Below are 16,152 nucleotides of genomic sequence, written 5' to 3'. Positions count from 1 at the left end.
TGTTGTACAATAAAGGCTAAATGAATTTTTTGAAGGATGGATAAGAACATGTATATAGCAAGCGATTGGAAGGACTATGAAGTTATCGATACCGGAGGCGGGGAAAAGCTGGAGCGCTGGGGAGATATTCTGCTGCGTCGTCCGGATCCGCAAATTATTTGGCCCTTAGAGCAGGAAACCACCCAGTGGAAAAATGTTCACGGACATTATCACCGCAGCTCATCAGGCGGCGGACAATGGGAGATGAAGAAAGCCATCCCGAGCCATTGGAATATTAGCTACGGTAAGCTGAAATTCCAGCTCCGTCCGACCAATTTCAAACATACGGGATTATTCCCTGAACAAGCCGTTAACTGGAGCTGGATGATGGACAAGATTGCGGCGGCCAACCGCCCCATTCAAGTGCTTAATTTGTTTGCATATACGGGTGGCGCCACGGTGGCCGCGGCCAGTGCTGGAGCATCGGTTGTACACGTAGACGCAGCCAAAGGGATGGTGGCGTGGGCTAAGGATAATCTAAAGCTATCCGGACTCAGCGAAAAGCCAGTCCGCTTTATTACTGACGATGTGTTCAAATTCGTGCAGCGCGAGCAGCGCCGCGGAAGCAAATACGATGCGATTATTATGGACCCTCCATCCTACGGAAGAGGACCCGGCGGAGAAATGTGGAAGCTGGAATCAAGCCTTTATCCTTTTCTCGAAAGCTGTATGGAAATTATGAGTGATAAACCGCTGTTCATGCTCATCAATTCCTATACAACAGGCATCTCTCCAACTGTGCTGCGGAATATGCTGTCGATGACTATGGGCAAGCGATACGGCGGCAAGCTTACCTCCGGTGAGATCGGCCTGCCGATTACTTCTTCTGGCCTGAATCTCCCCTGCGGTATTTTGGGACGCTGGGAGGCGTAAGCCATGGCACAGCATGAGAATCAGAGCGGACTTTCATCCGTTGAGATCTTGTATGAGGACAATCATCTTCTCGGGGTTGTGAAGCCAGTAAACATTCCTGTACAGGAGGATGCCACGGGAGACCCTGATTTCCTGAACATCCTCAAGGAATACGTTAAATTGCGTTTTAATAAGCCCGGCAATGTCTATATGGGTCTGGTCCATCGTCTGGACCGTCCCGTTGGAGGAGCAATGGTATTCGCCAAAACATCCAAGTCGGCTTCACGGCTCTCGGAAAGCGTGCGCAGCCGCAGCTTCCGTAAAATTTATCTAACCGTCGTTCACGGCAAGCTTCCTTCACCTCACGGCCGTCTTGTGGATACACTGCTGAAGGATGAAAAAAGCAATACCGTTTCTGTTGTTCGAAAAGGAACGCCCGGGGGCAAGGAAGCCATTCTGGATTATACCGTGCTCGGTACAGCAGAGGGCTTCAGCTTGTTAAAAGTAGACCTGCTTACAGGCCGCTCCCACCAAATTCGTGTGCAGCTTAGCTCCATTGGCTGTCCGCTGTACGGAGATCAGAAATACGGCGCTTCGGTGAACAGGCCCGGACAGCAAATTGCACTTTGGTCCGCATTGGTTGGCTTTCCCCACCCTGTGACTAAAGAAGAAGTCACCTTAATCTCACTTCCTCCGCAAAGCCATCCGTGGAATTTGTGGCCGCAGGAATTACAAAAGCAGGCCGTCCGTTAGTGGGCGACCTGCTTTTTTACGTGAATTCATAGAAAGTTATGTAGACGTACAAAGTATTTATTACTTACTCAAGGCGTTGACACCTCAGCCTTTGCATTAACAACCATCTTGCCCATTAAATAAAGCAATAACTGCTGATTGTGTGAAGAGATAGGATCGAGGGCTTCAGCAAAAAAATCACTGCGGATCTTCATGCCGCGCTCTGCTTCCATCTTCCCGGTATCCGTAATGCTTACCCATACGATCCGGCGGTCCGTACTATCACGTTCGCGGTTGATAAGGTCGTGCTTCTCCATACGGTCAAGCAGCATCGTTACTGCAGCCGGACTCGTTGCCAGATGCGGCGCCAAATCAGAAGGTTTCATGACATCACGCTCCTGAAGCAATTCCAGCACAGTGAGTTGGGCATCCGTCAGAGACGGGGCGAGCTTGGTATCCATATGAAGCTTGTAATCCTTCAAGATTTTATGCCAGATTTTACTGAATTCAGAAGAGTGCACACATATTCCTTCCTTTCCCCACGGTTCTTTCCGGTATTCTTACATGTTCGAGAGAGGGATTGATTTTCCTGCAAAAAGGAAAAAAATAAAACGGTATCCGGTTGCCTTTCCGCAGAAAAGCAGCCAAATACCGTTTATAGGAAGTTTATGCCTGGAATGACATGCTTTATTTGATGGTATGCATAAGACTCGTGATTTCGTCCTTCTTCTCAACAGGAATAATCTGCTTGCCTGTTGAACGCCGGTCACCAAGCGGCGCAGCCTCAGAAGAAAAGGCATAAAACGTACCCTCGCGGGTTACAGCTGTCATTTCGAGAGGGTCTTTGCAATAGAAAGCCCCAACCAGCCTGCTGCCATTCGGACGAACACGTTTGCCTTCCTTGAACTCGAATGTCGGCATCCCCTTGCCGCCCCTGCTCTGGGATGGATAATCCACCAGCAGCGACCGCTTGGCATAGCCAATCTCGGTTATGGCCAGTATTTCTCCTTCGTCTTCACTTACCCAGAAGCCGGATATGATCTCATCGCCTTCACGCAGTTGAATCCCCCGTACACCGGTTGCAACCCGGCCCATCGGATTCACTTCACTTTCACGGAATCTGATGCTCATGCCGTCACGGGTGACAAGCACAATATCCTTATCTCCACGGCTAGACGTCACAGAGAGCACTTCATCTCCTTCAACCAGCTTACAAGCCGCAACAGCTCCGGAACGGCTGGTAGAGTATTCCTTCAGCTCTGTACGCTTTACCTGTCCCTTGCGGGTGATGAACACCAGGCTCTGCTCAGGATCGTCCAAATTATTTACCGGAAGTACACTAACGATTCCATCCCCCTTGGACAAGCCGATAACATTAACTATCGCTGTACCTGGATCTTTCCATTTGAAGTCGGGAATCTGATGAACCGGAAGCTGGAAATACTGACCTTTACGCGTAAAGACAAGCAAGCTGTCTCTCGTATTGAGGTCAAACAGCTTGATGATGTAGTCGCCTTCCTTGACACCAGACGTATTGCGCTCACCGCCTGAACGTGTAAAAGACAGCATGCTTGTCCGTTTGATATATCCATCCGCTGAGAGTGCTACCAGCACATCTTCTGCATTAACCAATACCTCAAGACTAACCTTAATTTCTTCCACTTCTCCCTGAATGAGAGAACGGCGGTCAATGCCGTACTTGTCGCGGATTTCCAGCAGTTCCTTACGGATTACAGTAATCAGCTTCTTATCACTTTCCAGAATGCCGCGCAAAACCGCGATCCGGGCAAGCATTTCGTCAAGTTCCTTCTGAAGCGATGTAATCTCCAGATTGGTCAGACGATACAATTGTAAGGTAAGAATGGAATCTGCCTGACGTTCGCTGAAACCGAACATCCAGACCAGATTATTCTGGGCATCCTGACGATTCTTCGACGCTTTGATCGCCGCAATGACTTCGTCAAGGATGTCCAGGGCCTTGACCAGCCCCTCCAATACATGTGCACGGTCTTCCGCCCGCTCCAGGTCATACTGCGTCCGGTGCGTAACAACCTCGCGCTGATGGGCGATATAGGCTTCCAGAATCGCTTTAAGCCCGAGCTGCTGCGGCGCTTTATTTACAATGGCCACCATGTTGAAATTGTAGGTAACCTGCAAATCGGTTTTTTTGAGCAAATAAGCCAAAATCCCCTGTGCATCCGCATCCTTCTTCAATTCCACCACGATGCGCAGGCCTTCACGCCCGCTCTCGTCACGCACTTCTGCAATTCCCTCGATTTTTTTCTCCAGACGGATATTCTCCATGGCCGTAACGAGCCTTGATTTCACGACTTGAAACGGAACCTCTGTAATCACAATCTGCTGCTTGCCTCCGCGCAGGTTCTCAATTTCCGTCTTGGACCGCAAGTAAATGCGGCCTTTGCCGGTACGGTACGCGTCCATAATGCCCTCGCCGCCCATAATGGTGCCGCCAGTCGGGAAATCCGGACCTTTTATGAAAGTCATAATGTCTTCCAGCTCAATATCCGGCTTCTGCATCACGGCGATGCAGGCATCGATGACCTCACGAAGGTTATGCGGCGGAATTTCCGTAGCGAAGCCGGCGGATATCCCGCTTGCACCGTTAACGAGCAGATTCGGATAGCGCGAGGGTACAACAACGGGTTCCTTTGTGGTGTTGTCAAAGTTATCCTTAAACAGCACAGTCCGTTTCTCGATATCGCGCATCATCTCCATGGCGATGGGAGACAGACGAGCTTCCGTATAGCGCATCGCCGCTGCCGGATCATCGTCCATCGAACCCCAGTTGCCGTGTCCGTCCACAAGCACATGACCCATCTTCCATGGCTGTGCCATCCGTACCATTCCGTCGTAAATGGAGGAATCACCGTGAGGGTGATAGTTACCCATTACATCACCGACGGTTTTGGCCGACTTCCGGTATGGCTTGTCCGGAGTGTTGCCGGAGTCGTACATCGAATATAAAATACGGCGCTGTACCGGCTTGAGCCCGTCACGGACATCCGGTATGGCCCGGTCCTGAATAATATATTTGGAATACCGGCCAAAGCGGTCACCGACGACCTCTTCCAGAAAAGCCGGTAAAAATTGTTCTGATAAACTGCTCATTGGCTCACCTTCTGTTCCTCAAACTGCCCGCTTAAAAGCAGTCTGGTGATTATAATCGTTGCTGCGGGGAATGTTTGGACTTTCGGCCGCTGTTGTCCCCAGATTTTTTTGATTATACCGCGTTTCGCGGATAAAATCCGGAGACAAAGGCGGTCGCTATCGCTCCTACAGTTCCAAACCTCCCCTACGCTCCTTAAATCACCAAGCTCTTTAATAATCGGGATTATCGTCACTTGCAGCACTACTCCACAAACTCGGTGAAATCGACGTTCTCGACAATCCAGCGCTTGCGGGGATCGACTTTATCGCCCATAAGTGTGGATACGCGGCGTTCCGCCTTGGCGGCGTCCTCAATCTGCACCTGCAGCAGCGTGCGCGACTCCGGATTCATTGTCGTTTCCCACAGCTGATCAGGATTCATCTCACCCAGTCCTTTATAACGCTGAAGCTCAAAGTTTTTGCCGAATTCCTTCAGGTAATTCTGCAGCTCCTCATCACTCCAGGCATATCGGACTGTTTCCAGCTTACCTGTTTTGCGTGTCAGCTTATATAAAGGCGGTTGAGCGATAAACACCTTCCCGGCATCAATCAACGGCTTCATATATCGATAGAAAAAGGTCAGCAGCAGCACCTGAATGTGCGCTCCATCGGTATCCGCATCGGTCATAATAATGATTTTGGAATAATTGCTGTCTTCCACGGCAAATTCCGTGCCGATCCCCGCTCCAATTGCGGAAATGATTGCCTTGTATTCATCGTTCTTCAATATGTCCAGCAGCTTGGCCTTCTCCGGATTCATCGGCTTCCCTTTAAGCGGCAAAATCGCCTGAATCTTGGAGTCTCGGCCCTGCTTGGCAGAACCTCCGGCAGAATCGCCTTCCACGATGAACAGCTCCGTACGGGTGAAGTCCTTCGACTGCGCAGGCGTCAGCTTGCCGCCAAGATTCGAGCTTTCGCTGCGTTTCTTGCCGGAGCGGATTTCATCACGGGCTTTGCGCGCCGCTTCCCGGGCTTTGGAGGCCTGAATGGACTTCTTCAGCAGGCTTTGAGCGACCTGGGGGTTCTCTTCGAGAAAACGTGCCATGTTCTCGGAAACGATATAATCCACTGCGCTGCGGGCAGACGCACTGCCTAACTGATCCTTCGTCTGACCGACAAATTCAACCTCGGACATTTTGACGCTGATTACAGCCATCATTCCTTCACGCAGATCATTGCCTTCCAGATTCTTATCCTTCTCCTTCAGCAATTGTGTACGCCGCGCATATTCGTTCATCACCCGGGTATAGGCCGTCTTAAAGCCGGTCTCATGTGTACCTCCGCTGCGGGTAGGAATCGAGTTTACGAAGGAAGCCAGTGTTTCCGTATAGCCTCCGTTGTACTGAAGCGCTACTTCAACTTCTATGTCATCCTTTTCCGCGCTGAAATGAATCACATCATGCAGAACATCCTTGCCCTCATTTAGAAATTGAACAAACTGGCTAGCTCCGCCTTCATATAAGTACTCATCCTGCCTGTTACTCCGATCATCTGTCAGCGTGATTCGCAGGCCCGAATTAAGGAAGGCAATCTCCTGAACACGTTCAGCAAGTGTATCATAGCTTAGCGCAATGCCATTCGGGAAGACGCGAATATCCGGCTTGAAGGTAATCTTCGAACCGGTTTTGTTCGTATTACCCAAGACTTCGAGACCCGTGACAGGCTCTCCCACATGCTCTTTCCCACTCTTGTCCACCCAATATTCGAAGCGCTGCCGATGGATTTTGCCCTCGCGGTAAATCTCAACCTCCAGCCATTCGGACAAAGCGTTGGTAACCGAAGCCCCCACACCATGCAGACCGCCTGATTTCTTATAACCGGAACCACCGAATTTACCGCCAGCGTGCAGAATCGTAAATACAACCTGTGGCGTAGGCACTCCCGTTTTGTGCATACCGGTCGGGATTCCCCGCCCGTTGTCAATTACGGTAACCGAGCCGTCCTTGCGCAGCGTAATGTCAATTTTGGAACAAAATTTTGCCAAATGTTCATCTACAGCATTATCAACAATTTCCCATACCAGATGGTGCAGCCCCGAGGAACTCGTACTGCCAATATACATGCCAGGCCGTTTGCGTACCGCAACCAGACCCTCGAGCACTTGAATGTCGTCAGCATCGTATCCAGTCCGGCCTAATTCACCGTTCTTTGATGACTCTGCAAACAAATCGATCTGTTCGAGCATTCATGCTCCCCCTTCTCTTCTCTATACCAAAATGCAAACAAATGTTTTGGTCACTTTGTTCATTCTAATTCAAAATATCCCGTTTCGTAAAGACAGTGAATGAAATGATCACTGATATTATGCCCCATACACTCAATACCGCCATAGAAAATGGAAGTGACATTCCCTCTATGGGCGCGGGTGTGCCCGCCAAATATCCGGTCAGACCCAGGTTGACCATGAACAAATATTTAGCGGTGGTCCAGGCCGATGCCATATTGGTCAAAATAGTGCCGGCTATGAGTGTTGCCATCATGACTACGATACTTGCCGCTGTGCTGCGAACCAGAACCGACACCATAAAGGCGAGCAGTGCTACAACCACACTCACAAACCAGATCAAACCGCATTGCATAAGTATATATTCCCATTGTGGAACCGCATGTACTGCAGACATGTTTACAGTATCTCCACTGATCTGGAAGCCTGTAAATACCGGAACATTAAATCCCTTATACCCGAAGGCCAAGCCCGATATCAGATAGCTGAGCAAGAAAGTAGACAGCACGATAAGCGACACAAACATGATCAATGCCGCCATTTTGCTAAAAAGAATCTTCCAGCGTTTAACCGGTCTTGTCAGCAGCATCTTAATTGTCCCGGTAGTTCTTTCTCCTGATACCAAATCGGAGGCTACAGCCATAATCAAAAGTGGAATGAACAGTGTAACGGAGTTGTCCAAAAATTCACGGGTAAAGGTAACCCCGCTTGGCTCATTCGGATTCACATCATGATCGAGGTAGTACTGCAACTGCTGCACAAAAATCCGCCGGTACGACTTCCATTCCTCCGGAATACGGTCGCTGCTTAGCGAATTCTGGTTATCGGTAATCTGCTGCTGAACCTCAAGCCGCCAATCAGAGTTGAATTTATCCCGGCTGCGCTCGGCGATGCGCATTTGGGCATAAGTAAACATAGGAATCAGCACGGCCAGAATAAGCAGAATAACATAAAACCGTTTCTTTTTTAGTATCTTAATGCACTCATTACGGATGAGCGGCAGCAGATTATTCAATAGTCTCACCCTCCGTCAGTTTCAAGAATAGCTGTTCCAATGTAGGGTTAATTTTATGCACACCACTTATCTCAATACCCGCAGCAACTAACGCGGCGACGATTTCCGGGATTAGCTCATCCTCCATAATTGTTATAACGGAGTTCGCTCCCATTCCTGCAATTACGGTGTCATCCAGCGTCACCTCTGCCGGGTCGGTAATAGTGATCTCAGGTCGGGCCGCCAGCAGTTCCCTCCCTTTAGCAAAAGGCTCAACTTCCCATAATACATAAGGAGAGTTTCGGGCCACAAGCTCGTTTACTCCGCCTACAGCCAGGACACGGCCTTTGCTGATAATTGCTACTCGGTCACATAAAAGCTGTATTTCACTAAGAAGATGACTTGAGACAAATACAGCTAAGCCCTCATCGGCCAGCTTCCGAATAAATTCCCGCAGCTCCTTAATTCCCTTGGGATCAAGTCCATTCGTAGGCTCGTCCAGAATAAGCAGCCGGGGTCTTCCCAGCAGAGCCTGGGCGATACCTAGACGCTGCCTCATTCCAAGTGAATATGTTCTCACCTTATCATGTATCCGTTGATCCAGCCGTACAATGTCCACCACCTCAGCAATTCGGGTCTCATCCACTCCCGGCTGCATACGGGCAAAGTGCTGTAGATTCTCCCAGCCTGTCAAATAAGTATAAACCTCCGGGTTCTCAACAATAGAGCCTACATATTGCAGCGCCTTCTCCGGATCACGGTTGACATTATATCCACAGACGGTAATTGTCCCGGTACTTGGACGAATCAAATCAACGAGCATACGAATTGTCGTTGTCTTCCCTGCACCATTTGGACCGAGGAAACCAAATATCTCGCCTTCCCTTACATCGAATGAGACATCATCTATAATCCATTTACGGCCTATTTTTTTTCGGACATTATTCACGGACAAGACGACTTTTCCCGAGCCGCTGTTATTATCGTTGTTCATCTTCCTTACAACTCCTTAGTACCCTCATGTCAATCCCTCATGAAATCATCGATCTTCTAACGCATCGCCTGTATAATCCGATCTGCAATACGCTGATAACCCTCACCGCTCGGGTGATAATGATCCGACGAAAGATACTTCTCCAGGTGATTGTGAAACAAATCAAAAGTCGGAACAAGTGTCATGTTGCTGTGACGATTAATAATTTCCATAGCTGCATTGTTCCAGACAGTAACTGCCTGATTCCCGGGAACCTGCATCTCTGGAATATCACCGAAAGGATTATACAGGCCTAAATAATAGACCTTGGCCTCAGGGTTAATCTCGGAAATCTGTTGAAGCAGCGCTCCAAGCCGCTTGGAGGCCTCGGGCAGCGCCGCCAAAAGCGACTCCGGGGTCATCTCTTCTTTGGCTGCAGCAGACCCATTTCCGGAAGCCTCCGAGGGAGCGCTGGCCGCTGAATCAGGACCCGCATTTCCGCTCTGACTCATTCCTGATCCTCTGAATAAATCATTGCCTCCTATGGAAACCAAAATCGTGTTAGCCTGGCGGATCGTATACTTCACGCCTGCTTCTTTTAGTTCACTTTGCAATCCCGTAGTGGTTAGTCCGTTGATTCCAAGGTTCCCGAGCAGGCTGACTTTTCCGCCATCCAATAACATTCCTGATACAGCGCGTTTCACAAATCCGTTGCCTGTATTATCACCCGTTCCTTTGGCGAGCGAGTCTCCCAGCGCAACCACCTTTAAAATTTCGGCCGCGTCACCCTCCGGTGAGACCGTCTCCTGAGGCAGAGAGGTAAGAGGAACATCTCCTTGCGGATTAACAATATCCTTTACCGCATAACCAAAGCCAACAATAAAGATTATGGTTGCTATTATAGAAACCAGGCTTACAAAGCGCCAGATCCATTTGGAATCATTCAAAATCTATCCCTCCGCAAACTTTCTCTTGTGCCAAATTCTTCAGTCTTATTAACTATGTACATAAACATAATTCTTCTATCTGCAATTTGCAAATGTTCAAAGTGGGAATGAATAGCGGAGGCAAAAAAGTGGATTTCCCTCTAATTTAGCCCTCATAAATTTTTTCTTGAAAAAATGGCTCTAAATCAAAATCAGTACTTGACTACTGATATTTGGTGTATACAATAAATCCTTATTGATTCATGACACGGGTTATTAGCTTAGCTGGTAGAGCAGCCGACTGTAGAGTAGAGAACTGAAATTTCACTGGAGGGGCTTCGGCTTTCCTCGGACGCTCTCAGCGTGGAATCGTAGCCAGATCGGAATTCCACACCTTCGTGGTGATGAACAGCTCTTCCCGGGCAATGCCGGACCCCTTCCCCCGTGGGCTTCCGCAATCCCCTACTGAAAAGGTGTAAAAAATCCATCAACTTATGAAGTGCTTAAGTCATGAATATTATCATATTATGATGTAACCAAATTATAAGTCATTATTTATTCAATCGAAATCGTTCGTTTGTGGGGGTATATTATGGAAAAGACCACTAACATACTTTATACAGTCAAGCCTGGAGATACTTTTTATTCAATTGCACAACGATTTCATGTCACCATTCATGACATAATACGGATCAATGGATTGTTTTATCCCATTTTATTTGTTGGCCAACTGCTAAAAATACCAATTTACGCAGAGAATGTGTTGTTAAAATCATTAAAATTGTATAGCACCTATTCTGTTTCTTCACCAGATGGCAGGGTTCAAGTCGCGTTTATGCTAAAAAACGGCGTTCCATTTTATCGTGTAACATATAACGATAAACTCATTATTAAACCATCGAAACTAGGTTTTACATTTAAAAATGCAGAGCCGCTCAACCGGAATTTCATAGTCACTGCAAGCAAGTATGGCAGTTTTGACGAAATTTGGACGCAGCCTTGGGGTGAAGTCAAAGAAATCCGCAATCATTACAATGAACTCCGAGTGGATCTTGAAGAAACTACCGAAACTCTCCGTAGAATGACCTTAGTCTTTCGCGTATACAATTACGGCCTCGGATTCCGTTACGAATTGCCCAAACAAGACAATCTCTCCCATTTTGAAATCTTGAACGAGGAAACCGAATTTGCCCTAACCGATGTAAATGAGGCTTGGTGGATTCCTGCCTATCAAGAACTTTATTCGGAGTACCTCTTTAACAAAACTCCTCTTGATTCCATTCCCTACCGTGCCGTCCATACACCTCTAACCATGAAAACGGCTGACGGACTGTACATGAGTATCCACGAAGCTAATCTGTCGGACTATTCCTCTATGACATTAATGCCTCTTGGGAATAATACGCTCGCAGCCGATCTGGTTCCGTGGTCAGACGGCGTTAAAGTAAAAGGCTCTACTCCTCTAAAAACTCCTTGGCGTACGATCCAAATTGCAGAAAAGCCAGGCGACTTGATCACATCTTATCTGATTCTTAATCTCAACGAACCTAACAAATTAGGGAATGTTTCGTGGGTTAAACCGGGTAAATATATAGGTATATGGTGGGGGATTCATCTTGGAAAATACACTTGGAGCTCTGGTCCCAAACATGGTGCAACTACTGAAAATGCCAAGAGATATATCGATTTTGCCGCTAAATATGGCATTCCGATGGTATTGATTGAGGGATGGAATATAGGCTGGGACAACGATTGGATAAAACATGGGGAAAAATTTGATTTTACAACTCCATATGAAGATTATGACATAGTAGAAGTAACCTCATATGCTGCAAAAAAAGGAGTAAAAATCATCGGTCATATGGAGACTGCTACTGCTATTCAGAATTTCGAACGCCAGATGGAAAAGGCTTTTGCTTTCTACAAAAATCTGGGGATCGATGTTGTGAAATCAGGATACGTAACTTTTGATCCAGGGGTCAAGCGTCTTGATGAGCAAGGCAATCTTGCAGGTCTGGAATGGCGTGATGGACAATATATGGTGAATCATCATAGAAAAGTGATAGAGACTGCAGCCCGATATCACATCAGTTTAGATGTGCATGAACCTATAAAAGATACGGGAGAAAGACGTACTTATCCCAACATGATGACTCGCGAAGGTGCACGAGGACAGGAATTTGATGCTTCGAGTCAACATGGAAGCAATCCTCCGGACCACACCACAATCCTTCCATTTACCAGACTGCTTCCCGGTCCCATGGACTATACACCAGGGATCGTTAAACTTACTTATAAGGAATATAAACCCAACAACAGGGTTCAGGGTACCTTGGCTAAACAACTGGCGCTTTATGTAGTCATTTACAGTCCTCTACAAATGGCTGCTGATTTGCCGGAAAATTATGAAAAGCAGCGTGATGCTTTTCAATTCATCATCGATGTACCTACTGATTGGCAGGATACCAAAGTTTTAAATGGAGAAATCGGGAAATATGTTACGATTGTCCGGAAAGACAGAAACAGTGAAGATTGGTATCTGGGCAGCATTACCAACGAAAATGGACGTACACTTGGAGCGCCGCTCACTTTTCTTGAACCAAATATAAAATATGTGGCCGAAATATATGCTGATGGCGCTGGCGCTGCTTGGAAGTGCAATCCGTATCCTGTAGATATTCATAAAGCATTTGTTGACAGAAATACGATACTAAAATTGAGACTCGCCCCTGGAGGCGGGCAAGCCATTCGCATACGGCAAGCTTAAACATTTCCTTGTGCAGTGTTATCTACATTATCAGGATCCAACACATTGTTTACAGTCACCCCATTTACTGTGTTCACGACATTTCCCGTACCTCCGCCTGCCCCGGAAATAGATCTGGATGCGTTTTTCGGAACGACAGGCTGCAATAGCGGCCGAATAAAAATCGGATAATCCGTAAACGGGAATTCATCGTTGAAAAAACCGCTTTTTCGCGTTGGACAGAAATAGCAGGATTCACTTCATGTTACGGCCTGCTGTTTTGCTCGCACTCTTTGCGGAGTTACTTTGTCACGGGGCTTCAACCTTAGGATCTCTCCACCAGTTGCCCGTCAGCTACAAGGCGACTTGGCTCTTACCTCAATTGAACTTCCATCAATTAGTTGTGCCTAGCTTGGCTAGGCGCGATAAATAAAAAATCGCCCTCCGCCCAAGATGCGGAGAACGATATCTGATGTAAAAACTTATTTGCCTACAAACTCCTGAACCCAATAGTTATTATCAAAGCCTACACCGATGTAATTGAAATTTTTACTGAGGATATTACTCCGGTGGCCCGGGCTGTTCATCCATGCCTTCATTACTTCTTCCGGTGTTTTCTGGCCCATAGCGATGTTCTCGCCTGCGGCTTTATAAGTAATTCCAAAGTCAGACATCATTTCGAACGGTGATCCGTAGGTAGGCGAGGTATGCGAGAAATATTTGTTCGTACGCATATCCGTTGCTTTTGCCGCCGCCACCTTGTTCAAGCTATCCAATCCCATAACCGCATTCAGTCCGGCAGCGGCACGCTCCTTGTTTACCAAAGCTACTACCTGCTGTGTGTAAGTTAATTTAGTGCTTGCCGGGGCAGCCACTGCTGTCTTCTTGGTTGCTCGGGTAGCTGCTGCTGCAGCACTCTTCTGTGGGACTACCGCCGCCGCGGGCTTGGTCACCACAGTAGTATTGTTCGCTATAGTAGGGGTAACATTCCCATAATAAGTCTGGAAGTATTTGACTATTTGTTCGTAGCGGCTAAAGGTCTGGACCTCCGTGCCGGCTGCTGCAGCATTAGCTTGTACAGGAAGAGAGATGCTCACCGCCATAACAGTTGCTAGGCTTCCACCGATTAATGCTTTTAATGTCTTGCTTTTCATTTTGCCAACTCCTTATATTCTGGATGTTATTTCTAGGGTGATTAGATGGCTGCGGAAAAGATTACAAATATGTAACTTTTCTGCCCTCAGTTATTGTAACACACTTCTGTAGTCTGTGCGGTGTTATTTATTGTAAATTTCAAAAACAGCGTTTAGCTTGTACAAAATTGGGTATCTATTACACCACAAAACCTTGCCGCCCCCGGGAGGACGGCAAGGTTTTGATCGTAAATCAAACTCTTTTATTCATTATCGGCATCCGTACGTGTTCTGTTTAATGATACGACTGCCAAAACTCCCCTTCCGTCGATATTAGTCCCATAATCTCGGCATAAGGGATACGGAAAGTAGGAAAACCTGCAACATAAGGTGCAATTTCATAAGGTGCAAAATAAAGGTAAAGCGCCTGTTCATCCACATAAAATGGCTGGTCCGCAGATATCCCCTTGTACGATCCCGGGAATACATAAGAATACTGAGGGTCGTTCGCGATCTGTTTGCCGACAATTTCACTTAGCTTTGCCACGTATTTACTCCCCGGCTTAAACAGATCACTCAGCCTGTAGAATTTCCCATTACGTAAATTGATGTGTACATAGATCCTGGTAGGCATGCCGTGTGCAGCTCCAAAAGGAAAATGATATCCGCTGAGTTCCAGGACCAGCAGGTTTTTACGGAAGAAAGCAACGGAGAAATCACCGGTATAGCTAAATTCCTGCGAAGCTGAGCCGCTTCCGGCACCCTCTGCAAGTGAAAGCTTCCGCAGTTTATCGTTAACACCTCTGGAAACCTCCACATTGGCGATCCCCTCTACTTCCGGGTAGTAGACTAAGTAATCCTTATTCGGGTTGTATTTTTTCTCTAAGACAGAATATGGAGGTCTCAAAGGAATTACAGTGTTTTGCTTCCACACCAGCTTACCCAAGCGGTTATAATATGCTGTACGCTGGTCCACATCAGCCCGGATTAAATTGCCGCTGAAGGAGAGCGTTCCTGCACCCGGAAGGACTGGAGGCTGGGCTGCTCTGCCACCGCTTTTATCTATAAAGTAAGTCTCCTTGGCATCATATACCGAAGCTAACCCGTTACTGTAATTATTGACCCCAAGCAATGGATGATTGTTTAAAACCTTCCCTGTATCCGCGTCAGCTATCTCATAGCGTGAGCCCCGATAAGGCTGATCCGGATAGAGAGGAGTTCCAAGAGCCACCCTCGACTCTCCAAGCTGCTGAACCTCATAATATTGTGCAGGTATAACCATCCTGCCCTGCTTGTCGATCAGTCCGTAGGCATTGCCATAATTATCTGCTGTATTTATAACTGCTCTCCCGCTTGAAAAAGGAAGGGCTGATGTAAATTGCGGCTGAATGGCTATAGTCCCGTCCGTGCGGAGATAGCCGTATTTGCCATTTTCAGCAGCCTGGAACGAGAGCATCCCGTCACCCGGACTTCCTACAAAAGGATGGCTGTACGTATGCATTTGACGCCCCTCCGGATTTATCAAAGCGAACTCCCCGCTGCCCGTTTTCACCAGTGCTGTCCCCTCTGTGAAGTCACTCGCATCCTCATACGCAGCAGGTATTACCTCTTTTCCCTGCCGGTCCAGATAACCGTATCGAATCTTGCCACTGTCCTGACCCGTATAAAAAAGCGCACGCCCCTCCTGCAGGGAGTTCAGGAAATCATACCGTTTCGAGGTAACCGCCTTGCCGGCTTCATCCATCAGGAAATACCCTTTTGAATCAGAGACTACAGCACGCCCTTCCGAAAAGGGGGCAATGAAAGAGTAAATCGGTTTCACCTTTTCCCGGCCAGAGCTGTCGATCAGACTGCTATGCCCCTTAATCTGTACAATCGCAAGCCCATTCTCCTGAAAATCCTCAGCATATTCAAAACGCGGATCAATCACAGTCTTTCCTTCATCGCTTACATAACCCCATAACATCCCGTCCTTTAGCTTAAAAGGAGCCGGGTGTAAAGCTGTAGTGCGCAAGTCATTGGCCTCATTATCCTCAAGTAAGGAGAGTGTGTCCCACGGCTTGCTGGAATAATCCACACGGTACAATCCCGGTTCCGCAGGAATTGTGGCAAATTGATCTTCCTCCGCCCGAACGAAATCCTCTTGCTGCTTGCTTAATCCACTCCAGCCCGTACCGTCCCATTTCCATACTTCCGTGTTTAGCAGACTATCTTCTTTCCCGCTGCCCAAGTCATTCAGCCTAATTCTAATCATCCTCATTCGCTCCCCCTGCACAAGGCATTTGCCTATAGAATATGGGAAAGCGGGTGTTTATGTGTCTTGGGGTCACTCATTGATATTGACATCGCGCCCGGTAATAACTAC

At 47.6% G+C, this 16,152-nt stretch carries 12 protein-coding genes and 1 pseudogene; 3 read left to right on the top strand and 10 right to left on the bottom strand.

Features of this window, described 5'->3' with window-relative positions:
• The first annotated feature begins 48 nt into the window (after nucleotides 1-48).
• Nucleotides 49-912 carry a class I SAM-dependent methyltransferase gene (locus tag PaeBR_RS11295; protein ID WP_410514899.1) on the top strand — a complete coding sequence of 288 codons (864 nt, stop codon included), beginning with the start codon at nucleotides 49-51 and terminating at the stop codon, nucleotides 910-912.
• Between the two features lie 3 nt (nucleotides 913-915).
• Nucleotides 916-1,644: an RluA family pseudouridine synthase gene (locus PaeBR_RS11290; protein WP_410514898.1), complete on the top strand. Its 729-nt coding sequence runs from the start codon at nucleotides 916-918 to the stop codon at nucleotides 1,642-1,644.
• A 68-nt stretch (nucleotides 1,645-1,712) separates the two neighbouring features.
• On the opposite strand, the gene PaeBR_RS11285 is transcribed toward PaeBR_RS11290, so the two are convergent.
• The 7 genes and pseudogenes from PaeBR_RS11285 to PaeBR_RS11255 all read right to left on the bottom strand — a co-directional run.
• On the bottom strand, nucleotides 1,713-2,144 hold the full coding sequence (locus PaeBR_RS11285) for a MarR family winged helix-turn-helix transcriptional regulator (protein ID WP_410514897.1): 432 nt from the start codon (nucleotides 2,142-2,144) through the stop codon (nucleotides 1,713-1,715).
• 166 nt (nucleotides 2,145-2,310) lie between these two features.
• Nucleotides 2,311-4,752 (bottom strand): DNA gyrase subunit A, encoded by a 2,442-nt coding sequence (gene gyrA, locus PaeBR_RS11280; RefSeq protein WP_410514896.1) that lies wholly within the window; start codon nucleotides 4,750-4,752, stop codon nucleotides 2,311-2,313.
• 241 nt (nucleotides 4,753-4,993) lie between these two features.
• Nucleotides 4,994-6,976 (bottom strand): DNA topoisomerase IV subunit B, encoded by a 1,983-nt coding sequence (gene parE, locus PaeBR_RS11275; RefSeq protein WP_410514895.1) that lies wholly within the window; start codon nucleotides 6,974-6,976, stop codon nucleotides 4,994-4,996.
• Between the two features lie 64 nt (nucleotides 6,977-7,040).
• Nucleotides 7,041-8,030 carry an ABC transporter permease gene (locus tag PaeBR_RS11270; RefSeq protein WP_410514894.1) on the bottom strand — a complete coding sequence of 330 codons (990 nt, stop codon included), beginning with the start codon at nucleotides 8,028-8,030 and terminating at the stop codon, nucleotides 7,041-7,043.
• A complete protein-coding gene (locus PaeBR_RS11265) occupies nucleotides 8,023-9,003 on the bottom strand; it encodes an ABC transporter ATP-binding protein (RefSeq protein WP_410514893.1) in 981 nt (326 codons plus the stop codon). The genes PaeBR_RS11270 and PaeBR_RS11265 overlap by 8 nt, the downstream gene beginning before the upstream one ends.
• A 56-nt stretch (nucleotides 9,004-9,059) precedes the next feature.
• Complete coding sequence (locus PaeBR_RS11260; RefSeq protein ID WP_410514892.1) at nucleotides 9,060-9,929, bottom strand: GDSL-type esterase/lipase family protein; 870 nt, start codon at nucleotides 9,927-9,929, stop codon at nucleotides 9,060-9,062.
• Nucleotides 9,930-10,249: 320 nt separating this feature from the next.
• Nucleotides 10,250-10,341 (bottom strand): annotated as a pseudogene (locus tag PaeBR_RS11255) (aldo/keto reductase); the annotation flags it as partial.
• Nucleotides 10,342-10,500: 159 nt separating this feature from the next.
• Between PaeBR_RS11255 and PaeBR_RS11250 the strand changes: the two are divergent.
• Nucleotides 10,501-12,675, top strand: coding sequence for a glycoside hydrolase family 97 catalytic domain-containing protein (locus tag PaeBR_RS11250; RefSeq protein ID WP_410514891.1), 2,175 nt, complete (start codon nucleotides 10,501-10,503; stop codon nucleotides 12,673-12,675).
• Here the strand turns inward: PaeBR_RS11250 and PaeBR_RS11245 are convergent.
• The 3 genes from PaeBR_RS11245 to PaeBR_RS11235 all read right to left on the bottom strand — a co-directional run bounded on the left by PaeBR_RS11245 (nucleotide 12,672) and on the right by PaeBR_RS11235 (nucleotide 16,041).
• Entirely contained in the window at nucleotides 12,672-12,821 is a 150-nt protein-coding gene (locus PaeBR_RS11245; RefSeq protein ID WP_410514890.1) for a spore germination protein, read from the bottom strand. The two genes, PaeBR_RS11250 and PaeBR_RS11245, sit on opposite strands and share 4 nt — an antisense overlap.
• Before the next feature lie 315 nt (nucleotides 12,822-13,136).
• Nucleotides 13,137-13,808, bottom strand: coding sequence for a CAP domain-containing protein (locus PaeBR_RS11240; RefSeq protein ID WP_410514889.1), 672 nt, complete (start codon nucleotides 13,806-13,808; stop codon nucleotides 13,137-13,139).
• Between the two features lie 274 nt (nucleotides 13,809-14,082).
• Nucleotides 14,083-16,041, bottom strand: a complete 1,959-nt coding sequence (locus PaeBR_RS11235) for a WG repeat-containing protein (protein WP_410514888.1) — start codon at nucleotides 16,039-16,041, stop codon at nucleotides 14,083-14,085.
• Between the last annotated feature and the right edge of the window lie 111 nt (nucleotides 16,042-16,152).

It is taken from the genome of Paenibacillus sp. BR2-3, from assembly GCF_046529485.1.
Lineage (GTDB): Bacteria > Bacillota > Bacilli > Paenibacillales > Paenibacillaceae > Paenibacillus_AQ.
The sequence above is the reverse complement of the archived record's forward strand: the minus strand, read 5'-3'. Positions and strand labels throughout refer to the sequence as shown.